Source organism: Streptacidiphilus sp. PAMC 29251 (assembly GCF_054208735.2).
The window spans coordinates 8,968,585-8,988,507 of sequence record NZ_CM135725.2; the positions used below are offsets into that span (position 1 = coordinate 8,968,585).

The following is a 19,923-nucleotide window of genomic DNA, read 5'->3' on the forward strand; positions in this document are numbered from 1 at the left end:
TCATACCAGGATCCAGGTCAGCGCGGTCGCCGACGGAGCCAGGGTAACTTTCGACCACTGGCTGGCGAGGCTGGTTGATGCGGCGCCTTCTATGGCTTCACCGGAGACAGCGGTGATCGTCGCGGTGTGCCCGGAGGCGTCGGTGCGGACGAACTCCAGGCGCTTGTGCGCGGGGAAGTCCACGACGGTCGGCAGGTTCTGGACGACATTGCCTGCGGTGGCGTCGACTTCCAGCAGGGTGGCGATGTATGGGACCGTCCCAGTTGCCGTGACCTTGGTGGGTACGGGGTTGGCGTCGATGATGTCGAAGCCGGGCGGACCGTCCAGGACCAGGCTGCCGCGGGTCCAGGTGCCGCCTAGGACGACTTCGCCTTGGGCCGCGCCCATGTCGGAGCCGTTGTTGCGGTCGCCGAAGCGGGGGATCGACGTCTCGGTGTCGATCTTGACGTGGAAGGTCGGGCCGACGCCCGCCGAGCCCTTCCCGATGACCTGCACCAGGTAGACGCACGCCTCGATGCTGATCAGCGTCCCGGTGATCGAGTGGACCGACCCGACACTGGAGTAGTAGTTGCCGACGGGGCACAGCGCCCCGTTGCAGTACAGGATCCGCAGCCCGTAGATGTCGGTGTGCTCAGGGGTGTAAACGGCCCAGGTGTAGCCGCCCCCGATACAGCTGTTCTCCAGGATGCTCAGGTCGTTGTTGCCGTCGGCGGGCATTAGCAGGCCGATGCTGTAGCCGCCAGCGAAGGCAGCGAACCCGGCGTACTCGCCGCGGGCGACGGACCCGGTGGTGGAGAAGTAGGAGTCGTGGACGCGGAGGTTGGCCAGACTGCTGCCGTCGAGACCGCAGTAGGTGAGGCCTGTCTTGGAGTGCGCTGTCAGGATCGACCCGGAGAAGTCGAGGTACAGGTTGTTGAACTTGTCGGCCTGCGCCCAGCCGTGGGCTTGGGCGGGTCCGCCGATGACGCATGGGTTGCCGTTGCCGACGCTGTTGCCCTGTGCGGACTGGTTGGCGAAGATCCCGAAGGACACGAAGGTGCTGCCGGTGGTGTTGGGGTAGTTCGACAGCCAGTGCTGCATTCCGGCGGAGCTTCCGGCTCCCGACCATGTCAGGGTGACCTTGGGGCCGGTCGGCGGGACGATCGGTAGCGTGATCTGGGCGTTGCCCTGCGTGCTGCCGTCGATGATCAGCGGGCCGCCGATGCCGTAGAACTTCCCAGGCGCCGGCGGGGTGTTGATCTCCGCCTGGCCGGAGTGGGCCAAGGCGTAGGCGACGGCGTCGTTGACGCACCTCTGGATCGCCGCGGTGTCGTCGGTCGCCCACATGAACGTGGCACCGGTGACGCTCGTACCGGCGCTGAACGACAGGGTGACCTGGCTCGCTGACTGCTTGCTGAGGATCGTGCCGACCGCGGTATCGCCAGAGGCCGAGGCACCGTGGATCAGGCAGATCATTCCGGTGACGGCGTTTCCGAAAAGGCCTGATACGGAGGTGACGATCGGGCTGCTGGCGTTCATGACCGCGTCGATCACGACCTGGCCGTCACCGACCGCGCCACCATGGGCGATGAGGTCGAACACGTAGGCCGGGCTGCCACCGGAGGGCGCCGACCATGTGGCAGCAGCCGGGCCGGTCGCGGTGAGGACCGTGCCCGCAGCGGCGGTTCCGCTGACAGCGACACCATGGACACCCGCGACGACGGGGGCATCTGCGGTGCCGGCCAGATCCCCCGCGAGCTTGACGATCCCCTGGGTGCTCGTGGTGGCCGCGCCGGCGGTCGCGGCAGCGCCCAGGCCGAGTGCGGTGCGGGCTGCCGCCTGGGTGTTGCCGCTGGTGCCGCCCTGGGCGATCGGGAGCGGGGCGGACAGGTGTGTGCCGGTGACGGTCGGGGTGCTGTTGGTGCCGCCGAGGTCCCCGCCGATCTGGACTCCGCCACCGCCAGACCCGAAGGTGTACGGCCCGTGCCCGGCCCAGGTCCCGGCGGCCTTGGGCCCGTAGTAGACGATCGCATTCGGGTCGGTGTCGTCGATGTAGTAGCAGCCATCGAAGCCGACGCTGTCCGCGGGCGCGCCTTCGCCGTGGAGCCAGCCGGCACCTACCGGTCCTTGGACGCCGGTGGGGGAGATGATGACGTCAGGCACGTTACCTCCCCGTCATGGTGCGGCTACGGGTGTGGCGGTGAACAGTCCGCGGACCCAGGTGGTGGCGTCGGACAGGCTGGGGTCGGCCCAGAGGGCGAGCGCGTAGGTCTCACCGGGTGCGAGGGATGCGGTGGCGGTGGCAGAGAGGACCGCCATGACCGTCCTGGCGGCCGTGTCGACGGTGATGTAGCCGCTCGCCGTGGCGCTGGTGCTGCTGATCCGGGTGATGGGGGTGCCGGCCTGCCGGGTGCTGGTGCGCAGGGTGAGGGTCCACGTGTAGGTGCTGATGTCCGTGGTCGGGAACCCAAAGGACTGCTTCCACTGGGAGCCGACTGGGCTGCTGGTGGTCCAGGGGAGGGGCAGTGTCACGGGCGGTCCCCTCTCCTGGGCGCGGGTGGTGCGGGTCAGGCTGAGGGGTTGGCCTGTTGGAGGAGGGTCTTGATCTCGGCGAGGTCGGCGCGTACCTCGGCGACGTCGTTCTTGAGGTCCACAGCGACGGTGGACGCGATCTGGGCGACCTGCTGGCGGGTGGAGTCGAGGAGCGCGGCAACGTCGGTGGTGACGGCGGCCCGGAAGCCGTTGACGAGGGGCATGAGTTCGGCCAGTAGTGCGTGGACCTTGGTCTCCTCCGTCTCGAACAGCTCGACGATGGCGGCCTTGAGGGAGATGAGCGAGAAAGGCACGGAGGTCTCCTTGAGGGTGGGTCAGCGCTTGTAGGTGATGCCGCCGCGCCGCAGGGCCCGAGTCACGGCCTCGGCGATGTCGCCTTCGCTGGTCACGGAACCCTGGACGGTGATGTTGGCGACGAGCGGCGTCAGCGTCTCGGCGGCACCGGCGAGCGCGGCATAGGTGGCGCAGGGCCACGGCCGCTGCTCGGTGGACTCCATGCCGTCGGACTGCTCGCAGTGGTCGCAGTCGACGCGCTGGTACCCGGCGATCGGGTAGTGCAGGTTGAGCACGGCACTCGCTCCGGGATGCTGGTCGCGGACGGCCTGCCACTCGGCGGTCGCTGCGTCTAGCGCTGCTGCCTGTTCGGCCTTGATGCGCTCGGCGGCCTGCTCGGGCGTCTCGGGCTCCGGGGCGGTCTCGAACGTCGCCTCGAAGCGCAGGCTGACGCTGACCGGATGGTTGAGCCCGTAGCCACCGTGGTCGATGCTCCACTCAGCGACGGGGATCTCAACCCCGTTGAGCTGAACGACCATTCCGGGGTAGTCGGGCAGCGTGCACAGGCGGGGAGTGTTCACGACTGGTCTCCGGCGCACCGCTTGCACGGCAGCTGCCGGTGGTGCGTGAGGCAGGAATGGTCTCGGGCGGCCTCGTAGCGAGGTGCTGGCCCGTTGTAGAACGCGTACTTGCGGGCCTGGTCCCGGTTGATCGCACGGCGCATCGAGCGGGTGAACGCGGCAGGGTGGATCGCGGTGGTCATGAGGGTGTCCCTTGAGGGTGAGGGGTTCTCGGTGTGGTCCTGCGTCAGGCGGTGTATCCGGGCAGCCATCCGGCGGCAGCCGCGGCTGCGAGCATGGCTTCGGAGGTTTTCGCGCAAGCACTGTCGTAGGGGTGCATGCCGTCGAAGGTGTGGCGTCCGGGCGGGGTCGCGACGCCGGGCCAGGTGTCGATGCTGTTGGTCACGGACTCGGCGGTGGCGCGACAGTCGGCGGTGGTGACGCGCGGGCTAGCGACGGCCGCGACGGCGGCCAGGATCTTGGTGTTCACGTCGGCTTCGCCCTGCTGGTACGTGGCGGTGACGCCCTGGCTGATCGGGATGAGCGCGCATACAACGCCGGTGACGGCGGGCGTGAACGACAAGATCTGGTTCAGCAGGGTGACCAGGTTGGTCTGGTAGGCAGCCAGGTGGGCGGTGTTCCCGGCGTCGTTGGTCCCGATGTGGATCGTCACGATGTCGGGCTGCTGGGCGGTGAGCGCGGCGGCCATGCCAGCCATGATGTTGGGCAGAGACCAGCCGCCCTGGGCGTTGTAGCTGAGCTGCATGGCGATGTTCTGCTGGTCGAGGTGTTCGATCATCCAGCCGGGGTAGCCGATGCCGTCGCTGGAGCCGAGGCCGGCGGTGATGCTGTCGCCGCACACCATGACCTTGACGGTGGCCTTGGGGGTGATGCCCATCTCGGTGCGCCATTCCTTGCGGAAGGCGGCGTGGGCGCGGCGCTGCTGGCCGATCAGGTACTGGAGCTGGTCGAGCAGGGACTGCTGGCTGAACCGCGGGACTGCCCCGTCCCAGCCGACGTAGGAGCTGTTCTCGATGTAGCCCTTGGTGGTGGAGCCGTTGGCGATGGCGGTCGCGGTCTCGGCGGAGTAGGCGGCGGGGCTCGCGGTGCTCATGACGCTCCCAGGTGAGGGTAAGTCAGTTCGAGAAGTGCTCGTAGCAGACGGCGATCGCGAGGGTCGAGCCGTCTGCGGTGATCGGCGCGATGGTTACCGCCGGTTGGGTCTGCGGGGCGGCGAGGTACAGCGGGTCCTTGCGGTCGTAGAAGCGCAGCCCCCGGTGCCCGCTGGTGTCGGTGGCGTAGTACGGCTCCAGTTCGATCTGGTGTGCGCGTTCCCAGTCGGCGAACTCGCGTAGGCAGAGCGCGCAGACGAGGCCGTTGAACCGGCAGGACGCGCGGCTGAGGCCGTCGATGGGCATGTCGCCTCCGAGGTGAGGGGTTACTCGGGGTCGGGGATGAACTCGGCCGCTGCTGCCCGGCGGGGGTCGCAGCCTCGACCGTCGTGGTGCCACCCGGTGTCGGTCTGGACGGCGTCCCGGCCGCAGCGGGAGCAGGTGCCGTAGGTCGGGTTCCAGTCCTGCGGGAGGGTGAACGGGGCGATCAGGGCGCGGGCGGGGTCGTCCTCGGTCAAGCTGCTCCGATCCGGCTGAACTCGTAGATCCCGGAGATGCTGAGCAGCCCGGCCCGGGATGGGTGGGGGTCCCAGACCTGGTCGCCGAAGCTGAAGACCACGGCGTGGGTGACTCCGCGCACGGAGGGGCCGTAGGCAATTCCGATGGGGACTATGGCGGCTGGCGGCCGTTGCTGGACCTTCCAGCCTCGGGCGTTGGCCCAGTCGACCATGCGGTTCAGCCAGTCGTCGTGCTCGGCGAAGTGCGGCACGTCGTCCAGGTCGAGGTCGAGGAGCGAGGCGACGGCGGCTTGGAGGCAGTTTCCGATCCGGCCCTGCGGGTCGCCGACCATGATGGTCTGCGTGATCTCGGCCATCACTCGGGTTCGTCGTCGGTGTCGAACTGCGGGCACTCGCACGGCCAGTCGTCGAGGCTGCTGGCCCGGCATTTCCCGCCCTGCGCGTGCTCGGTGGCGAGGTGACCGCAGGAGCAGTACAGCCAGGCGTCCACGGTCACCTCGGGTACAGCGCGTTCTGCGCTGCGTACCGTCGCCCGCAGCAGAACGCGGGTAGCCAGTCCAGCCAGCACGACACCCCATCGCGGCAGACGCGATGCCAGAGGTTCCCGGCGTGCTGCTCGGACCACCACCAGAACTCGTGACGGGCATGACGGATGAAACGCATGGTCACCACCTCGACATGAAGCGCGGCGTGAAGGCCTCAGCGATCGAAGCGGTGCCGTCCTGCGGCACCGGACCACAGCACAAAGGGCACGGTTCACCCGCACCGCAGCCGCAGGCACCGTGCTCGCAGAACCCGGCATGCGCCGCGAAGTCGCAGCACTCCGGGCCCCAAACGCGATCGGGGTGGTTCTCGCAGACGTGACCGAGGTCGCGGCAAGCGGTGCAGGCGGGCATGGTCACCGCCTTCGGTTTGTGGGTGCGCGGCCCGGGAGGGTCAGGCCTCGACCGGGCCGCGCACCACCACCCGCCACCCTCGAAGCGGGCGCGGGTACCTCACCGCCAGGGGGGACGTAGCGGCGAGGAGTATCAGGCGGCGACGGAGGCCAGCCGACCGCTCATCTCGGCCTCGACCCGGAGCACGTCCAGCGCCCGGTAACGCGGGTGCTTGGACGCCGGGTTGACCGGGGCGAGCTTCTCGCGGTGAGCCCAGATCCGGATCCTGCCGGGTGGAACACCGGCAGCTGCGGCGCCTTGATTCGTCGACCATGTGACCGAACGGAGGTCACCTTCGAAGACAACCATGGTCACCCCCGGCATGGGCATGCGAAAGGCCCCGAGCGTTTGGCTCGGGGCCTTCGAAGGCATGGGTATCTGCCGAAAGTGTTACACGGCAACCCGATCAAGCACAAGACGCCTGTTCGTACGCCTCCTGAGCTGCGACTTCACCCGCATGGGTGGCGTACTCGGCGTCGGTCAGCAGCGCGCCGCATGCCGGGTTCCGGCACTCGATGTACTCCTCGCCGTCCTCGTGCGCAAGGGTGCGAAGCGCGCACCTCGGGCACGGGGCGGCCAGCTGGACCCGCAACGAGTCGCGGCGGGTGAACCGCGTCACGGCCCGGTGCCACTGGTCGATCTGCGCGGCAGGGTTGGCGGAGTCCCGGTCGTGGATCTCGGTCGCGGCCGGGTGGTGGACGAGCGCCCAATCGAGGTGGATCAGCAGGAACGTCACTGCTCCCGACGCGGTTGGTCCCTCGCGTCCTCGGTCCGGGCGGCCGTTGAGGTGCCGCAGTTCCCGCAGGTCGTCCTCAAGTTCCGTCAGGCCGCCGACGATCATGTCCGTCATCAGTCGGGAGGCCTGTCCGGGCCAGGAGGGAATGTGGATGCGGCCGATGGTGCCGGTCTGCTTGGCGGCGGTGCCGTACTCAGCTTCGAGCCAGACGGCGGCGAGGAGTTCGGGGAGTTCGGCGAGCTGGTGGTAGGCGCGGCCCTGGCAGCCGAGGCAGTGGATCGGGTTGCCGTAGACGGGGGTGAGTTCGTGGGGCTGGTCGGCGGCTTCGGCGCGCCTCCATGCTGCGTTGTGGTGCGAGGGGCATGGGGTGAGGACGGGCATGGCGCAGGCTCCCGGTGTGGCAGGAGTGGCAGGGGCTGCCCTAAGTGTGGCACTTGTGGCGGCCGAGAGTGCCACCTTGTGGCTGAAGTGGCGCCCTTGACGCACCGCGGCCCCTCGCCTGCCTACTGCGAGGGGCCGCGGTTGACGTCGGGTCAGGTGTTCTGCTCCCAGGGCCAGTGCGCGTTCGCGCCGGCTTCCAGCATCGGAACCATGCGGAACGCCTGGTCGGTTAGGCCCCCGAACGTGTGCCGGTTTCGGGTGCCGGACGGCGCGTGACCGGTGCGGTACCCGGCGAGGTTCCAGGTGTACAGCGGCGCGGTCTCCGGGAGGGCCTTGTCGACGCTGGTGTGGTTGTTGGCCTGCTCGTCGGTGAGGATCACGACCCGGTCGTGGCCGCTGTAGTGGCGCTGGACGGCTCCGGTGGTGTCGGTGCCGCCGCCGATGAAGTAGCCCTGTTCGTTCCAGCGCTTGACCTCGGACAGGACGGACCCGCCGGGGGTGAGCGCGAACTGCTTGCTGGGCACGGCGGAGCCACTGTTCGGGCCGTAGCCGTAGCGGGCTCCGTCCCAGACGTCGGAGAACGACACAATGTCGGCCTGGGCGCACCGGTAGCCCAGGGCGATGCCGAAGACCACGGCGGCGTCCCAGCGCATGACGGTTCCGTCCTTGCTGAACGCTTCACGCATGGACCCGGAGGTGTCGACCAGGACCAGGGTCCGCCCGGGGAGCTTCGGCACGTTGACCAGCGAGTGCCCGAGGGCCTGCTCCAGCGCCCAGGACCACCGCAGCGACGGTGCGGCGCGGTAGGCGGAGTAGAACCGCATGGGCAGCTGCCGGGACCGGGCGACCTCGGCCGGGTCGGCGAGCTTTGCCGCTACCTGCTGCGCGACGGCGCCGGACACCCCGGCCTGGTCGAAGTTGCGGAGGTTCCGCAGCAACGCCATGTAGCCCATGGACGGGATCACGGCCTCCCACGCCTGGGCGTCCATCGGGCCCTGGAGCCAGCCGGCCAGCGCCTCCCACGTCATGCCCGCGCCGTTCAGCCACCCCTCGGTGCCCTCCGTGCTGGCGGCGGACGCGAGCAGGCCGCGGCGATCGGCCACCGGTTCGGCCATGAGTTGGGCGCGGCGACGCACGATCCGCAGCCGGTCGGGGATCTCGTTGTCCCGGTTGTGGCGTCGGTCGATGGCGTGCTTGAACAGGTCGCCCTGGTAGGGCTTGTCGTCGGCGGGGCTGGGGTGGACGAGTTCGATGACGTCGCCGAAGCGGTAGCCCTTGCTGTCGGTGTCGTACTTGAGGAGGGAGCGCTCGGTGTAGAGGCGCCGGACGGCGTCCTCGATGCCGCGCTTGACGGGCTTGGGGACGTTGCGGCCGTAGCGGCTGGTCCAGTAGGCGAGGAGTTCGCCGGGCTCGTCGGGGCGCTGGAGGGCCGCGTCGATGGCCTGCCTGGACAGTCCGGGTGCGTTGGCGTCGAGCCGGGCCTTGGTGAACTCGGCGGCGCCGACGATCGCGGCGGTGCGCATGTTGGCGTCGCCGCGGAGCCAGCCGAGGAGGGCGGCGGTCCAGGCGGGGTCCTGCACAGCGAGTTCGCGGACCAGGGTGGTGTAGCGGTCGTCGCGGGTGCCGCCGGACTCGTAGAAGGTGTCCTGGCCGACGAAGTTGGCGACTGCGAGGAGGAACAGTTCGGACTTCGCGTCGCGGAGGTACCCGGCGCCGCCCTGGTGGGTGAGGCCCGGGGTGGTGTTGGTGACCGGGGACGACACGGTCGGCTTGGCGGTTCGGGTGTTGAAGCGGGACATAAAGAAACCCCTCACGAAGGAGGGGAGGAGATGCAGTGGGGTGCCCGAGATCGGAAGCGGCGACGGGCTTGGGTCATTGCTCTACCCGTTGAGCTACCGATGGCCTGAGCCATCGAGCGGGACTCGAACCCGCAGCACATGAAGTATCCGTTGCCTGCGCACCGGGCACCCCCGATGCATGTCCTCCCGAGATCAGAAGCGGTACCGGCGGCTTATTTCGAAGAAGTAGCCGGGACCTGCGCACCGGGAGGTGCATATGAAGTTGTGGTCCAGAGATCAAGGTCGGTGGAGGAAACAAGGCGCTCTGGCCGCTGAGCTACACCGACCGGAGTCGGAGGCGGGATTCGAACCCGCGACATCCCCATTACAAGTGGAAGTAACCCCTACCTGCGCACCTGGACGACGCCCACGGTACCCGATCCAGGCAACAGTGCGTGACTTGATTCTCCTGAACCTTGCGCATCATCAGTTCCAGGGCGTCACCATGGGCGTATGGGTGACGACACGTCGGTCTTCATCAAGGTGAAGACGCAGCAGCAGGCCGAGGCTTGGGCCGTGGTGCTGGCGAGCATGGGGTTGGACGTGTCGAAGCCGTCGAACTCGGTGGTGGTGTCGGGTGATGGGCGCTGGGTGGTTCGGGCGGGATCGCGGTATGAGTCCCGGCGCGAGGTGTCGTAGCGCCACCCCGCCCCATGCGCCGGCCCCGCTGCGGGGGACAGCGGGGCCGGGCTGTCGCGACGGTCTTCCGCGTCGGTGCATCGAGTCTGCACCCAGGGCGGGGCGGGCGTCAGGTGGACGGTGGGACGATCACGGCGGTCAGTGGATGAGCCAGTGCGCGATGATCCCGACCAGGCAGATGATCGGGATGGCCTTCGAGCACCACCGGTCGACGCGCCGCATCCGGCAGCGCACCCAGTACAGAACGCGGCTGCGCGTCGACTGCCTGGTCACTGGTCGCTGCTGACCGTGAGCGGCAGCCCGTATTCGCCGGAGGCGTCGGGGTTGCGGGTGATGGTGCCGTCCTTGGTCAGGCGGCTGACGGTGTTCTCGACGGTCTTGCGGGTGACGCCGGTGATCTGGGTGATCTCGTCGAGGTGCAGGTATCCGACCTCCAGGCCGATCGGATCGCGTCGCTCAGTGAGGACGGTCAGGATCTTGGCCTGCGCAGTCGGCTCCTTGGCCAGGATCGGCCCCCGCTGTGCGGGCATCCACCCTGATCCGCTCTCATCCTCGTCGGCCCCGGTGGCAGCAGCGGGGCCGACTGGGATCAGGGCGATGTCGTGGCGGTCCTCCCAGTCGGGGAAGTCTGCCGGGGTGACGATGCGGTCGGGGTCGTAGTGGCCGGCTGCGGACTCCAGGATCCACAGGCGCATCATCTCGGCCCGTTCGTCGGGCCCGACGGCGTAGCCGACGCCGAAGGTGCGGCGCGGGTCGTCTTCGGGCATGTCGGGGTCGTAGATCAGCGTGTCGTCGTCGCCCTTCCAGAATGGCGGGATCTTCGACGGGTCAGCGCCCTCGAAGGCGTCGGGGAGGTCGACGCGGTGCTTCTGCGCACTGTCGGAGCGCAGCAGCAGCAGGGCGCCGCCGTAGAAGACGTTGTCGCGGATCGCCGTGTCGCCGCCCATCTTGTCCAGGTTGAGGATCTGGCCGCACAGCACCAAGCACATGCCGAGCGAGCGGCCCTGCTCGGCGATCGCGGAGATGATGAACGCGGCCTCTGCCCGGTTCAGGGCCTTGTCGCCGAGGAGTTGCGCGAATTCGTCGAGGACGACAGCGACGAACGGCATGGTGTCGGTGGCCTCGAAGTTCTTCATGCGCAGGCGCTGGGATTGCAGGACGCGGTGCAGGAGGAGGGCGTAGGCCAGGCGCAGTGCGCCCATGGCGCCGTCGATGCCGCAGCCGGCGTGCGCGGCCATGTCCTCGACGTCGGGGTTCGAGGAGCCCTTGGGGTCGGCGTAGATGATCGCGACGCCGTTGACGTGGTAGCTGAGGGCCAGGAGCTGCAGGGCGCCGCCTTTGCCGGAGCCGGTGACGCCGGCGACCAGGACGTGCCGGGCGCCGCCTTTCTGGTCGAAGATCTGGATGCGGGACGGGCGCCCGGAGATCCCGGTGCCCAGTTCGACGAAGCCGTTCTTGTTGGCGCGCAGCGCAGCCGGCCCTGGCAGCGCCTTGCCTTCTTCCAGGGGTGAGCGGTCCATGAGCCGCAGCTTGGCTTTGCGCGGGTTGAGCGTCGGTTCCACGGACACCAGCAGGGTGGTGGTGCGCAGGGCGCCGGCGATGCGGTAGGCGTCGGGGACGGTGATGTGGTCGGTGTCCTCGTCGGCGACGATCCATGCGGCGACTCCGCCGGTGGCGGGGTCGGGGACGGCGCCTTCGAGGTGGGTGCCGGGCATGCAGCCGGACGTGGAGCCGACGCGGCGCATCCACAGGGCGTCGAGGTTGCTGTACTGCTGCTCGGCTACCGTGGGGGCCACGGTCTGGACCAGGATGCGCCGGGAGCTGGCGTGCGGGCCTGGGGTGATGTGGACCTGCTCGACGGGTACTTGGTAGACCCCGGAGATGGTTTCCCGGGTGACGGAGACCTGCTGGCCGGGCCGGGCCTCGATTGTGCCTTCCCATGCCTCGGGGCTGTGGCCGGTCAGGGTGAGGTGGTTGCCGGGGTGGGCGGCGCGGTCGGCGGAGATGTAGCTGTGCCATCCCTGCAGAACATCCTCGGCAGGGCTGGCGGCCGGTGCCGGTGCGGGTTGCGCGCTGGGCGGGGTGAGCGGACGGGGTTTGCCGTGCAGGATCCGGCGCAGGGAGAACGCGACGTACCCGGTGCCAGCCCACCAGGCCAGGGATACGGCGCCGGCCATGGAGGGCAGTGCCATCCATCCGGCGATCAGGGAGTCGGTGCCGGGCCAGCCGTGCAGGGTCGCGGTCGCCGCGGCGGTGGCGGTAGCGATCGCGGAGACGAGGAACGGTTTCGCGGTGGGCGCGCAGGATGTCGCCACCGGGCAGGGCGTCCAGGGCGTGGTCGGACAGCAGCCGGGTGTAGTTCGCGCCAGCGACCAGGGCCGGCCCGGTGAGGAGAATGCTGACGGTGCTCGCGGCCTGCGGGTCGAGCAGCGGCATGGCCACGGCGGTCAGCAGGGGTGCGCCGACCTGGGCCAGGGCGAAGCGCTTCTCGGTGCCCGGCTTGTGCGCGTGCCGGACTGCGCTGCCGGCTTGGGTGTCGTTGGTGGTCACGGTTCTACTCCTGCCTGTACCAGTCGCGGTCGGCCATCTCGACGGGGGAGCGGTCGCGGGCCTCCTGGATGCCGCCGTGGTCGGTCACGTTCTGCTGCTCCGCTGCAACCGCAGCGCGCGCGGCCTCGTCGGTCGCGTTGGCGTAGGCCAGGGCTGCAACGGACAGGCCGATCATGATCCGGGCGACCTCGTTGGTCTCGGCTACGGTCGCGCTGTCCACGTGGAGGGTGGCGATCTGCTCGGCGGTACGGCCCGTGGTTTCCGCCTGATGGATCATCAGGGCGGCCAGTTCCCCGTTCGCCCTGGCCTCCTTGCGTACCGCCCGGGCCAGTTCGCGTGTCTCCCCGAGTAGCTCGCGGTAGGTCAGCGTCATCTCAGCTCCCCTGCTTGTCCTGGTAGAAGGCACGCTCGGCGGGAATCGTCAGCGGGGAGTCGACGACCGCCTTGTAGATTCCGCCGTGCCGGGTGTTCGCGTTGGCCGACAGGACCTTGACGGCCTCCGTGCTGCGCTGGGCATTCCTCTGAACCTCTTGGGCTCTGCCGTGCAGTACCTTGGCGCGCTCGGCGAGGCGCAGCAGCACCATGGAGAGCGTCACGCCGCCCTTGACGGCCTTCGCCTCCTCGAACAGGCGGTTGGCCCGGGTGAAGAGCAGCTCCGCATGCGCCTGGGTCTCTCTGGTGGCCTCCTCGATCCTGGCCAGCCTGGTCGCGTCTTCCGAGAGACGACGCTCGAATTGGCGCAGGGTGCGGATCTCGCCCCGGCCCATGACGTGCTGCACGCCGTCGGCGCCGGTGAAGCTGACGGACTTCGCGCCGACAGCGTTGACTCGGACAGGTGCCGCAGTTGGGGCCGCTTGGGCTTTCGGTGGAACGGCTGCAGTCGTGGGTGCCGGCTTCGTCGGCGTCATCGGCTTCTCCCGTTCTGATACGGCCACCGGCGGGGTGCTGGCCGCGCTGGTCTCGGGGGCTGTCTTCTTGGATTCCTGCGCTGCCGCTGGGGCGGGCTGCTTGGTCATGTCGGCGGTGGATCCGCTGGCCGGCTTCAACTCCGGCTGCACCTTCTGAGGCTTGATGGCGTTGCGGGTCCTGGCTTCGTCCATCTGCTTGGCTTCTGCGTGGTCGGCGGCCCGTTGGTCGTCCCACCCGTCTTTCGCGCCGTCGCGGTACGCCTCGACCTTGCCGGCGGTGGCGGCAACCTTGGTGCCTTGGCGGTACCCGGCCTCGCGTGCGGGCTGCGTGCGCAGCGGGGGCCGGCCGGTGGCCTCGGGTGTGGCCTTCGCTGTGCTCGCCGGGCTGCTCTTGGAGTCGGCCTTCGGGACGGCTTTCGTCGAGTCGGTGTCCGGGCCGGCCTTGGCGCCCGTCTTGGGGTCAGGGGCCTTTGCTGCGGCGATCTTCGCACCGAGGCCCTTGGGGTCGTTGACGGTCCCGGTGGGCTTGGGCGGGCCAGCCGTGGCGTCCTTCTGGGCCCGGTCGTTGGGGGCTTTGATGTCTGCGGCCTTCGCGGCCGGGGCGCTGCGGTCGGCCTTGTCGTCCCGCTTGGACGCGGTGTCGGCCTTTGCTGTCTTGGCGCTGGAGGTCTTCGCGTCGCTGCTGTTGCCCTTCTTCAGGTCCTTGTTGTCCCGGGATGCGGTGTCGGCCTTGGCCGCTTTGGTGTCAGCGGTCTTCCGGTCGGAGGTGTCAGCCTTCTTGACGTCCCCGTTGTGGCGTCGGTGCTGCTGGGACTGCTTGTTGTTCAGGTCGGCGGTCTTCGCGTCCCGGGCGGTGCGGTGCTGGCCGTCGTGCTTGGCCAGCCGATCGGACTTGTTCGCGCTGGTGCTGGTGGCTCCGGAGACGCGGGTCTCCTTGACCTCATGGGAGCGCTTGGTCGTGGTGCCGGTGCGGGCCAGCCGTGAGGCCAGGGCGCGCACGAGGGCAGTCACCGCACCGTCCCGGCTGGTGCCCTGTCCCGTGCTGTCCTTGGCCGTGCTGCTCGCCGCCTCGGCCTCCTGGCCCATGGACGCGGTGGTGCCCAGCGGTGTCACCGGGCGGGCGGGCTCGACCGGTGTCAGGATCCGGGCCAGCGGCCCGGCCTGCGGGGCGACGGTCGCCGGGTCAGCGGGCGTCGGGTCGGGTCGTACCGTCGGCTCAGTGGCTGTCGCCATCACCAGAATCCTCTCAATCGGTTGACCCCCACCCACCCCCCACCCGACCCCGAGAGAACAGGAATAGGGCTCTGGCCTGCGCAGTAGCGCCGATTGGGCGTTTTCCCGGCAGGTGGGGGGTGGGTGGGGGGAGGTTGTTAACTACGGGCGGGCAAGCGCTTCTTGACCCAGCCGCCGACCAGGACGACACCGATCGAGCCCATGACGACCAGCCCGACCTCGGACCCCGAGCCACTGCTGGCGCTATTCACGGTGCTGGACGTGTCGCCCATCGCGGGCGTGTCGGTGACGGGGTAGACCTTCCCGCAGTCCGAGATCGCCCCGTAACTGTCCCCGGCCTTCGCCACGCATGCCTGGACTGCGAGACGGCGCGCCCTCTGGACTGGGGTTTCCTGGGCTGCCGCCTTGGCCTGGGCCGCTGCCTGCTGCTCCTGCGCGAGGGTGACCCTCGCGGCATCGACGGCGATCTGGGCCTCGCGGACGTTGGCGTCGGCCTGGGCGGACTCGTAGTTCGACACGGCGAACATGCCCGACGCGGCCAGGACAACGGCGCCGGCCCCGATCGCAGCCTTCGCGCGAGGCGAGAGCCCGGCGCTCGGGGCGCGGCCGTCCTCGGCTACCGGCGGAGACTTCCAGGCCGGGACCTGGGTGATGTTGTAGGCGGGGTCGTTGTAGTCGCCGTAGGGGGAGTGGTTCACGGTTCTTCCTTGATCTCAGGCGGTGAGGGTGCGGACGTTGTCGGAGCCGAGCGCGGCGAGGTGGGGATCGTCGCGCTCGACCTCCAGGCGTCGGGCGTTGGCGAACTGGCGGGAGTGCGGGAGCTTCGCCGCCTTCAGGGCGGCGATCATGTCGGACTCCTTGGGGCGCTTTCCGGTGTCCGCGTAGAGCGCCTTGATGGCGTCCCGTGCGGCGCCACGGACGTCGACCTTGGAGCGCCCTGATGGCGTCTTGCTGGGGCGCTTCGATGGCGCTTTGGGGACGGTGTCCGTGGCGCTCTGGTCGTCGTCGGCGGGGCGCTCTGATGGCGCTTCGGTGGCGTCCGCCATGGCGCTCTGGGGCATCGCCCGAGGGCGCTTTGCAAGGTCCACCGTGGCGCTCTGCGTGGCGCTTTCGGCAGGCGCCTGTGGCGCTTCGGCGGCTTGGGTCGGGGCGCCATGGGTTGTGGCTCGGGGCGCTTTCAGGGCGGGGTCCATGGCGGCCGGGAGCGGGAGGTCCAGGACGTAGCAGCGCACTAGGCTCCAGGTCCCGGTGAGGTCGAAGACCCACCGGAGCGGGTGCAGGCTCGGGCGCAGCAGGCCGCCGTTGCGCCGCTTCGCCGCGGCCCGGACCTCCGACATCAGGCCCTCGAAGAGGATCACTGCGGAAGGTGGCATGAGGGCGGCGACGTCGCGTCCGGTCGGGTCGCCGATGTGCTCCCAGTTGATCCACGACGACAGCAGGGTGAAGGCGATGATCAGGATCCGCCACAGGGTGGCCGAGCGGCCGTGGATGCCGGCGCGCATGACGACGATGGACAGGCCGGCCGGGGCGCCGTCGAACGTCATTGGCACGAGCCAGGCGGCGCGCTGGGACAGGGACATGTGGCCGGCGCCGAATGCGTGCAGGCCGATGAAGCTGGCGGACCATCCGGCGAGGGCGACGACGAGTACGAGGGCGAAGCCGAAGCCGCCGAGTCCGGTGTCGCGGAGCCAGAGTGCGGCACCGCGGATCCGGTCGGCGGCTCGGGCGCGCTGGCCTTCGTCGTTCACGGTCTGCCTTTCAAGTGGTGGGGAGGCGGCTGGCCTGTGCCGTGGGGGAACGGTGTCCAGGTCGGCCGCCCGATTGGGGGGTGTTACGCGTCGCCGAGGGCGCTGAGGGTGATGGCGTGTCCGCCGTTGAGTTCCCGGAGCCGGGTGAGGGCTGCGCGGTAGTCGTCGGTGAGGGCGGCGCGCTGGGCGTAGGTGAGGTGAGCGGAGTTGATGAAGGCTTGGGCGAGGTCGTTGGCGGTCTTGGTCGCGGCGGCGATCTCGTCGGGGGTGCCGGGCTGTTCGGGCGCGGTGCTCATTCCTCGCCGTCCTCGTCCTGGCTGCTGAGCCACATGTCGAGGATGTTGGTCCCGTCGAGGGTGGTGAGTCCGCCGAGGATCTCGGCGATCTCGGGGTCGGCGGCTTCGCGTTCGGGGCCGTCGCCGATGATCGTGGGGCGGCTCATGCGGCACCGCCGTAGGGGTGGAGGCCAGCGGTTTCGCGTTGGTTGGCGATGTCGGCGGCGTGGAGGTGGGCTGCGGCGCGGGCGGTGAGTGCGGCGTGGCTGGCGGGGGTTTCAGTGGCGTGGCTGGCGCGTTCGAGGAGGTCCTCCGCGCGGTGGTAGTGCTCTTCGCCGGTCATGCGGCACCGAAAGCGAGGTCGGCGTGGTGGGCGTCGTACCGGTCGCTGGGCCCGTAGACGTCGGGGTGGAAGCGGGCGGTGAGCGGGACCGGGGGCGCGGCGGGGATCACGCGGCGCTCGGGCTGCACGATGCGCAGCGGCTCGCGGGGGATGTCGACGCCGCGCAGGACCGCGAGGGTCGTGACCTGCGGGGTGGGTGTGCTGCTGAGGTGCTGATCGCTACTCTGCATGGAAGGGCCTACCCGATCGCTTGACGGTGGTGGGTGGGTCTGGCCCCAGTCGCCTGCCGGGAAAGCTGCGACTGGGGCCGTTCTGTTGCTGAGCGGATCGTGCTCGCTCATGGACTACCGTACAGCGCCCGCTGTACAGTAGTCCAGTGAGCTTGCGCTCCCAAATCGGGAGGAAGCTGTTTTGCCTGAACAGGCGGAAGAAATTGAGGAGGTGCGGCGCGTGCTCGACGCCGTGGCTTCGCTCGAAGCTATGCATGACCCGGCCGAGCAGGCGGTGCGAGCCGGTGCGCTCCTCGCGGAGTGGCCGGTGCAGCAGGCCAAGCTGCGGGGGATCAGGCAGCAGGCCGTGATCACGATGCGGGCCCAGGGCGTCAGTTACCGGAAGATCGCGTCCGCGCTGGGCATCTCGCTGGCGCGCGTTCAGCAGATCGAAGCCGGAGAGCGCGGAAGCAAGCCCAAGCCCGACCCGCCTGCCGAGTAGTCCCCACAAGCAGCAGCGCCCGACCCAATAACCCTGGGTCGGGCGCTGCGTCGTGCGGTGTGTCAGTCACCCAGGGGAATGGCAGCGGACGCGGAAGCGCCGCGGTCTCGCACGATGAGGGCCGCGGCGCCCCGCTGCACCCCTGGGGCTTGGCTGCCTTGGGTGCGTGCTGCGGGCTGGCCCTTGCCGTGGGGGGTGGGTGAGGGCCGCTCACGCAGGACACGGACGCTACGCCCCGGCCGTGGCGGAGGCCAGACCCGTGTAGCGGGAACCTTTGTGCGGGCATGGCAGCGCCCGCCGCTCCGGAAGGAGGGCGGGCGCCGGGGTGCAACGTGCTATTCGCAGCCGCTCCACTCGAAGAGCGCCCGTAGCCGATTGGCGATCTCCGAAATGTCGATCAGCGATTGCGCAGCAGCCAGGGCGAGGGCCTCCTGGGCGTCCTCGTCGTTTGACTGGACCTGGCGCAGGCCGTTGATGTCCAGGAAGACGACAGTGCAGTGCCAGGCCGTTCGCTTGTTGCCGTCGATGAACGAGTGGTTGCCGGCCAGTGAGTGGAGAAGGGCCGCAGCCTTGTCGTAGATCCCCGGGTAGGGGTCTACCCCGAATACGTGAGTGCGGGGTCGTGCTACCGCGCTCTGGAGTAGCCCGAGGTCCCTGACTTTGGCTTCCGTGCCGAACTCTGCGAGGACGGCGGTTGCGATGTCGAGGACGTCTTCGACATCGAGGTAGTCGGTGATTGGTAACTCCGGGCTACTTGTCGGCCAGTCGCTTGCTCAGTCCGAGGTTGTTGCGGACGGCGCGGGCGGTGGCTTCGGCGATGCGCTGGCGGCGGGCTTTGGCGAGGACGGCGTCGCGGGCGTAGTTCTTCATGCTGGCGTCCTCCTTCGCGGCGGCGCAGCGGATGGTGGTCATCTCTTCGTCGGTGAAGGTGATGTTCAGCGCGGGCATGGTGTCCGCCTTTGGTGTGGGTGACGTGTTCGTGACGAGGGTGCGTCAGTAGGTACCGCTTTTGGTACCTGTTTTGAATGTACCCCGAAATAGGTCTACGACTCTACGAGTCTTCAGTCACTCTTCCCGAACGGGTGACGATCGTCGGTGACGATGTGGGCGCGCACCTCGGACCATGCCGTGGCCTTCCGCCGCGGTTCCCCGGCCGGCACAAGCTGAAGCTCCAGCTCGTAGCCCATGGCGTGCAGGTACCGGGCGAGCTGCTCGACGCTGATGTCGTGGCCGCCGCCGAGGGCCCGCATGAGGTCGCGGCGGTGGCTGCCTGCCCGGGAGGCGATGTCGTCGACGCTGAGCTCGGAGGCGAGGTGGGCGCGGCGCAGGCACCGGGCTGCTTCGCGGCGCAGCCGGGCGACGGCGAGGCGTCGGGCTCCGTCCGGGGTGGCGGCCAGGCGGTCGTACAGGGTCATGCCCGCCACGCTACGCCCCGGCCCCGCCCGGTCGCCTGGGTCATCCGTGCCCGACGCCGCTGTCGGGCACGACGAAAACGAACAGCAGCATGGCGAGGAGCAGCAGGATCACGGGCGTGAGGCAGATCAGCAGCAGGATTGGCCGTGACGGGCTGTAGGGGCGTGACATGAGGCCAGGGTCCCAGCGTGCGGCGGGGTCCGGTAGGGCGCGCGATAGGCGCGCGGGGTCAGGCGGATGGCGGGGTGCTACTCGACGGGGTCGTCGTCTGCCAGGGAATCGAAGCCCCGTGTCTCGGCGGGGTCGATGATTTTGCTGCCAGTGAGCAGTGCCATGGACTTCATGAGCCGCACATAGGCCGTCCGCTTGCCTGGCGGGACGCCGAGCAGTTCAGCGGCGCGCTCGATCTCGTACGACGGCGTCCGGGGGGCGACGTCGTCGAAGTCCTCCGGCTGGGCGGAGCCGGCGCGAATCATGACCTCGGGCAGCTTGACCTTCAGCGCTTTGGCGAGGCCGCGCTGCCCGTCGATGGCGGGGATGGCTTGGCCGCGTAGGAAGCGGCTCATCTGGGCTGGGTCGTTGCCGGATGCTTCGGCGAGGCGGGAGATCATGCCGCGTTTGGTGGTGTCGTAGCCGACGAAGGCGGCACGTTCTCGCAGCCAGCGAGCGAAGTCCTCGTGCTCGCTGCTCATCCCCGCCCTTTCGTGTGCGCGCCCATGGTCACGGGCAGATCGTAGCGTGTGCGCTACCCGCTGTCATGAATGCGGGGGTGGGTTTGCGCAGGTGGTGGCCTATTTCAGCTCTTGGCGGCGGGGCACGTTGGCACACATGTGCATGTAGCCCTACAGGAAATGAGGTAGACTTCCTGTAGGAGCACATGGAGCCTCGGTGCTTCTACCATGCCCATTCGCACCCACTCGGAAAGGTCACCCGTGGCCGCCAAGTACAAGCTCAACCTGGCCAACCTGCGGGCCGCTGCGACCCTCGCAGGGGACGTTCGGCGAGACGGCCGCCTGCATCTGTCTCGAATGGCACTCCGCTCTGGAGTCGACGCCGGAGTCCTCAGCCGGATCACCCGCAACCAGAACGGGCCCAGCCGCGACACTCTCGGCCAGCTCGCCAACGCCTACGAACTCACTGTCGACCAGCTGATCAGCGCGGACTAACCACAGCCCCAGCCCGATCATCCCTGCACATCAGCTGGAGTCTGCGTGATCC

At 69.2% G+C, this 19,923-nt stretch carries 30 protein-coding genes; 3 read left to right on the forward strand and 27 right to left on the reverse strand.

All coding sequences use genetic code 11. The features are described from left to right. The 13 genes from ACXKR8_RS42565 to ACXKR8_RS42625 all read right to left on the reverse strand — a co-directional run bounded on the left by ACXKR8_RS42565 (position 1) and on the right by ACXKR8_RS42625 (position 8,846). Positions 1-2,142 (reverse strand): hypothetical protein, encoded by a 2,142-nt coding sequence (locus ACXKR8_RS42565; RefSeq protein WP_458269867.1) that lies wholly within the window; start codon positions 2,140-2,142, stop codon positions 1-3. Between the two features lie 12 nt (positions 2,143-2,154). After that, the gene (locus tag ACXKR8_RS42570; protein WP_458269868.1) at positions 2,155-2,511 is read right to left on the reverse strand and encodes a hypothetical protein; all 357 of its coding nucleotides are present in this window, start codon (positions 2,509-2,511) and stop codon (positions 2,155-2,157) included. 35 nt (positions 2,512-2,546) lie between these two features. Further along, a complete protein-coding gene (locus ACXKR8_RS42575; protein ID WP_458269869.1) occupies positions 2,547-2,825 on the reverse strand; it encodes a hypothetical protein in 279 nt (92 codons plus the stop codon). A gap of 21 nt (positions 2,826-2,846) precedes the next feature. Beyond that, positions 2,847-3,386 carry a hypothetical protein gene (locus tag ACXKR8_RS42580; protein WP_458269870.1) on the reverse strand — a complete coding sequence of 180 codons (540 nt, stop codon included), beginning with the start codon at positions 3,384-3,386 and terminating at the stop codon, positions 2,847-2,849. After that, a complete protein-coding gene (locus ACXKR8_RS42585; RefSeq protein ID WP_458269871.1) occupies positions 3,383-3,568 on the reverse strand; it encodes a hypothetical protein in 186 nt (61 codons plus the stop codon). The genes ACXKR8_RS42580 and ACXKR8_RS42585 overlap by 4 nt, the downstream gene beginning before the upstream one ends. Before the next feature lie 44 nt (positions 3,569-3,612). After that, the gene (locus tag ACXKR8_RS42590) at positions 3,613-4,479 is read right to left on the reverse strand and encodes an SGNH/GDSL hydrolase family protein (RefSeq protein ID WP_458269872.1); all 867 of its coding nucleotides are present in this window, start codon (positions 4,477-4,479) and stop codon (positions 3,613-3,615) included. Positions 4,480-4,501: 22 nt separating this feature from the next. After that, positions 4,502-4,783, reverse strand: a complete 282-nt coding sequence (locus ACXKR8_RS42595) for a hypothetical protein (protein ID WP_458269873.1) — start codon at positions 4,781-4,783, stop codon at positions 4,502-4,504. A gap of 20 nt (positions 4,784-4,803) precedes the next feature. Further along, positions 4,804-4,995 (reverse strand): hypothetical protein, encoded by a 192-nt coding sequence (locus ACXKR8_RS42600; protein WP_458269874.1) that lies wholly within the window; start codon positions 4,993-4,995, stop codon positions 4,804-4,806. Then, positions 4,992-5,351 (reverse strand): hypothetical protein, encoded by a 360-nt coding sequence (locus ACXKR8_RS42605; RefSeq protein WP_458269875.1) that lies wholly within the window; start codon positions 5,349-5,351, stop codon positions 4,992-4,994. The genes ACXKR8_RS42600 and ACXKR8_RS42605 overlap by 4 nt, the downstream gene beginning before the upstream one ends. Then, on the reverse strand, positions 5,351-5,485 hold the full coding sequence (locus ACXKR8_RS42610) for a hypothetical protein (RefSeq protein WP_462100068.1): 135 nt from the start codon (positions 5,483-5,485) through the stop codon (positions 5,351-5,353). Before ACXKR8_RS42610 ends, ACXKR8_RS42605 begins: the two co-directional genes overlap by 1 nt. A gap of 538 nt (positions 5,486-6,023) precedes the next feature. Beyond that, positions 6,024-6,239, reverse strand: a complete 216-nt coding sequence (locus tag ACXKR8_RS42615) for a hypothetical protein (RefSeq protein WP_458269877.1) — start codon at positions 6,237-6,239, stop codon at positions 6,024-6,026. 97 nt (positions 6,240-6,336) lie between these two features. Further along, a complete protein-coding gene (locus ACXKR8_RS42620; RefSeq protein WP_458269878.1) occupies positions 6,337-7,047 on the reverse strand; it encodes a hypothetical protein in 711 nt (236 codons plus the stop codon). 152 nt (positions 7,048-7,199) lie between these two features. Beyond that, positions 7,200-8,846 carry a TROVE domain-containing protein gene (locus ACXKR8_RS42625; protein WP_458269879.1) on the reverse strand — a complete coding sequence of 549 codons (1,647 nt, stop codon included), beginning with the start codon at positions 8,844-8,846 and terminating at the stop codon, positions 7,200-7,202. 492 nt (positions 8,847-9,338) lie between these two features. Between ACXKR8_RS42625 and ACXKR8_RS42630 the strand changes: the two genes are divergently transcribed. Beyond that, positions 9,339-9,524 carry a hypothetical protein gene (locus ACXKR8_RS42630; RefSeq protein ID WP_458269880.1) on the forward strand — a complete coding sequence of 62 codons (186 nt, stop codon included), beginning with the start codon at positions 9,339-9,341 and terminating at the stop codon, positions 9,522-9,524. Between the two features lie 269 nt (positions 9,525-9,793). Here ACXKR8_RS42630 and ACXKR8_RS42635 read toward each other — a convergent pair whose 3' ends face one another. The 9 genes from ACXKR8_RS42635 to ACXKR8_RS42675 all read right to left on the reverse strand — a co-directional run bounded on the left by ACXKR8_RS42635 (position 9,794) and on the right by ACXKR8_RS42675 (position 16,811). After that, positions 9,794-11,839, reverse strand: a complete 2,046-nt coding sequence (locus tag ACXKR8_RS42635) for a helicase HerA-like domain-containing protein (protein ID WP_462100069.1) — start codon at positions 11,837-11,839, stop codon at positions 9,794-9,796. Positions 11,840-12,078: 239 nt separating this feature from the next. After that, the gene (locus ACXKR8_RS42640) at positions 12,079-12,447 is read right to left on the reverse strand and encodes a hypothetical protein (RefSeq protein ID WP_458269882.1); all 369 of its coding nucleotides are present in this window, start codon (positions 12,445-12,447) and stop codon (positions 12,079-12,081) included. A 1-nt stretch (position 12,448) separates the two neighbouring features. Next, the gene (locus ACXKR8_RS42645) at positions 12,449-14,215 is read right to left on the reverse strand and encodes a hypothetical protein (protein ID WP_458269883.1); all 1,767 of its coding nucleotides are present in this window, start codon (positions 14,213-14,215) and stop codon (positions 12,449-12,451) included. A gap of 137 nt (positions 14,216-14,352) precedes the next feature. After that, complete coding sequence (locus tag ACXKR8_RS42650; protein ID WP_458269884.1) at positions 14,353-14,913, reverse strand: hypothetical protein; 561 nt, start codon at positions 14,911-14,913, stop codon at positions 14,353-14,355. A 15-nt stretch (positions 14,914-14,928) separates the two neighbouring features. Then, positions 14,929-15,963 carry a DUF2637 domain-containing protein gene (locus ACXKR8_RS42655; RefSeq protein WP_458269885.1) on the reverse strand — a complete coding sequence of 345 codons (1,035 nt, stop codon included), beginning with the start codon at positions 15,961-15,963 and terminating at the stop codon, positions 14,929-14,931. An 83-nt stretch (positions 15,964-16,046) separates the two neighbouring features. After that, on the reverse strand, positions 16,047-16,259 hold the full coding sequence (locus ACXKR8_RS42660; protein WP_458269886.1) for a hypothetical protein: 213 nt from the start codon (positions 16,257-16,259) through the stop codon (positions 16,047-16,049). Further along, a complete protein-coding gene (locus ACXKR8_RS42665; protein WP_458269887.1) occupies positions 16,256-16,405 on the reverse strand; it encodes a hypothetical protein in 150 nt (49 codons plus the stop codon). Before ACXKR8_RS42665 ends, ACXKR8_RS42660 begins: the two co-directional genes overlap by 4 nt. Continuing rightward, complete coding sequence (locus tag ACXKR8_RS42670) at positions 16,402-16,581, reverse strand: hypothetical protein (protein WP_458269888.1); 180 nt, start codon at positions 16,579-16,581, stop codon at positions 16,402-16,404. Before ACXKR8_RS42670 ends, ACXKR8_RS42665 begins: the two co-directional genes overlap by 4 nt. Continuing rightward, positions 16,578-16,811, reverse strand: a complete 234-nt coding sequence (locus tag ACXKR8_RS42675; protein WP_458269889.1) for a hypothetical protein — start codon at positions 16,809-16,811, stop codon at positions 16,578-16,580. Before ACXKR8_RS42675 ends, ACXKR8_RS42670 begins: the two co-directional genes overlap by 4 nt. A 181-nt stretch (positions 16,812-16,992) precedes the next feature. Here ACXKR8_RS42675 and ACXKR8_RS42680 point away from each other — a divergent pair, with 181 nt between their 5' ends. Further along, on the forward strand, positions 16,993-17,292 hold the full coding sequence (locus ACXKR8_RS42680) for a hypothetical protein (protein ID WP_458269890.1): 300 nt from the start codon (positions 16,993-16,995) through the stop codon (positions 17,290-17,292). A 335-nt stretch (positions 17,293-17,627) separates the two neighbouring features. Here the strand turns inward: ACXKR8_RS42680 and ACXKR8_RS42685 are convergent, their stop codons facing one another. The 5 genes from ACXKR8_RS42685 to ACXKR8_RS42705 form a co-directional block, all read right to left on the reverse strand. After that, positions 17,628-18,029 carry a type II toxin-antitoxin system death-on-curing family toxin gene (locus ACXKR8_RS42685; RefSeq protein WP_458275229.1) on the reverse strand — a complete coding sequence of 134 codons (402 nt, stop codon included), beginning with the start codon at positions 18,027-18,029 and terminating at the stop codon, positions 17,628-17,630. A 13-nt stretch (positions 18,030-18,042) separates the two neighbouring features. Beyond that, positions 18,043-18,240, reverse strand: coding sequence for a hypothetical protein (locus ACXKR8_RS42690; protein WP_458269891.1), 198 nt, complete (start codon positions 18,238-18,240; stop codon positions 18,043-18,045). 113 nt (positions 18,241-18,353) lie between these two features. Next, on the reverse strand, positions 18,354-18,707 hold the full coding sequence (locus tag ACXKR8_RS42695) for a helix-turn-helix domain-containing protein (protein ID WP_458269892.1): 354 nt from the start codon (positions 18,705-18,707) through the stop codon (positions 18,354-18,356). A 40-nt stretch (positions 18,708-18,747) separates the two neighbouring features. Beyond that, positions 18,748-18,876 (reverse strand): hypothetical protein, encoded by a 129-nt coding sequence (locus ACXKR8_RS42700; RefSeq protein ID WP_458269893.1) that lies wholly within the window; start codon positions 18,874-18,876, stop codon positions 18,748-18,750. 77 nt (positions 18,877-18,953) lie between these two features. Beyond that, positions 18,954-19,397 (reverse strand): helix-turn-helix domain-containing protein, encoded by a 444-nt coding sequence (locus tag ACXKR8_RS42705; RefSeq protein WP_458269894.1) that lies wholly within the window; start codon positions 19,395-19,397, stop codon positions 18,954-18,956. A 207-nt stretch (positions 19,398-19,604) separates the two neighbouring features. Here ACXKR8_RS42705 and ACXKR8_RS42710 point away from each other — a divergent pair, with 207 nt between their 5' ends. Continuing rightward, complete coding sequence (locus ACXKR8_RS42710) at positions 19,605-19,871, forward strand: helix-turn-helix domain-containing protein (protein ID WP_458269895.1); 267 nt, start codon at positions 19,605-19,607, stop codon at positions 19,869-19,871. Positions 19,872-19,923 lie beyond the last annotated feature (52 nt).

Bases quoted from the DNA above. Each gene is read 5' to 3' on its own strand.
- ACXKR8_RS42585 (WP_458269871.1), bottom strand. From the start codon at position 3,568: ATGACCACCGCGATCCACCCTGCCGCGTTCACCCGCTCGATGCGCCGT.
- ACXKR8_RS42590 (WP_458269872.1), bottom strand. From the start codon at position 4,479: ATGAGCACCGCGAGCCCCGCCGCCTACTCCGCCGAGACCGCGACCGCC.
- ACXKR8_RS42595 (WP_458269873.1), bottom strand. From the start codon at position 4,783: ATGCCCATCGACGGCCTCAGCCGCGCGTCCTGCCGGTTCAACGGCCTC.
- ACXKR8_RS42605 (WP_458269875.1), bottom strand. From the start codon at position 5,351: ATGGCCGAGATCACGCAGACCATCATGGTCGGCGACCCGCAGGGCCGG.
- ACXKR8_RS42615 (WP_458269877.1), bottom strand. From the start codon at position 6,239: ATGGTTGTCTTCGAAGGTGACCTCCGTTCGGTCACATGGTCGACGAAT.
- ACXKR8_RS42620 (WP_458269878.1), bottom strand. From the start codon at position 7,047: ATGCCCGTCCTCACCCCATGCCCCTCGCACCACAACGCAGCATGGAGG.
- ACXKR8_RS42625 (WP_458269879.1), bottom strand. From the start codon at position 8,846: ATGTCCCGCTTCAACACCCGAACCGCCAAGCCGACCGTGTCGTCCCCG.
- ACXKR8_RS42630 (WP_458269880.1), top strand. From the start codon at position 9,339: ATGGGTGACGACACGTCGGTCTTCATCAAGGTGAAGACGCAGCAGCAG.
- ACXKR8_RS42640 (WP_458269882.1), bottom strand. From the start codon at position 12,447: ATGACGCTGACCTACCGCGAGCTACTCGGGGAGACACGCGAACTGGCC.
- ACXKR8_RS42645 (WP_458269883.1), bottom strand. From the start codon at position 14,215: ATGGCGACAGCCACTGAGCCGACGGTACGACCCGACCCGACGCCCGCT.
- ACXKR8_RS42660 (WP_458269886.1), bottom strand. From the start codon at position 16,259: ATGAGCACCGCGCCCGAACAGCCCGGCACCCCCGACGAGATCGCCGCC.
- ACXKR8_RS42665 (WP_458269887.1), bottom strand. From the start codon at position 16,405: ATGAGCCGCCCCACGATCATCGGCGACGGCCCCGAACGCGAAGCCGCC.
- ACXKR8_RS42670 (WP_458269888.1), bottom strand. From the start codon at position 16,581: ATGACCGGCGAAGAGCACTACCACCGCGCGGAGGACCTCCTCGAACGC.
- ACXKR8_RS42675 (WP_458269889.1), bottom strand. From the start codon at position 16,811: ATGCAGAGTAGCGATCAGCACCTCAGCAGCACACCCACCCCGCAGGTC.
- ACXKR8_RS42690 (WP_458269891.1), bottom strand. From the start codon at position 18,240: ATGCCCGCGCTGAACATCACCTTCACCGACGAAGAGATGACCACCATC.
- ACXKR8_RS42695 (WP_458269892.1), bottom strand. From the start codon at position 18,707: ATGACCCTGTACGACCGCCTGGCCGCCACCCCGGACGGAGCCCGACGC.
- ACXKR8_RS42700 (WP_458269893.1), bottom strand. From the start codon at position 18,876: ATGTCACGCCCCTACAGCCCGTCACGGCCAATCCTGCTGCTGATCTGC.
- ACXKR8_RS42705 (WP_458269894.1), bottom strand. From the start codon at position 19,397: ATGAGCAGCGAGCACGAGGACTTCGCTCGCTGGCTGCGAGAACGTGCC.
- ACXKR8_RS42710 (WP_458269895.1), top strand. From the start codon at position 19,605: ATGCCCATTCGCACCCACTCGGAAAGGTCACCCGTGGCCGCCAAGTAC.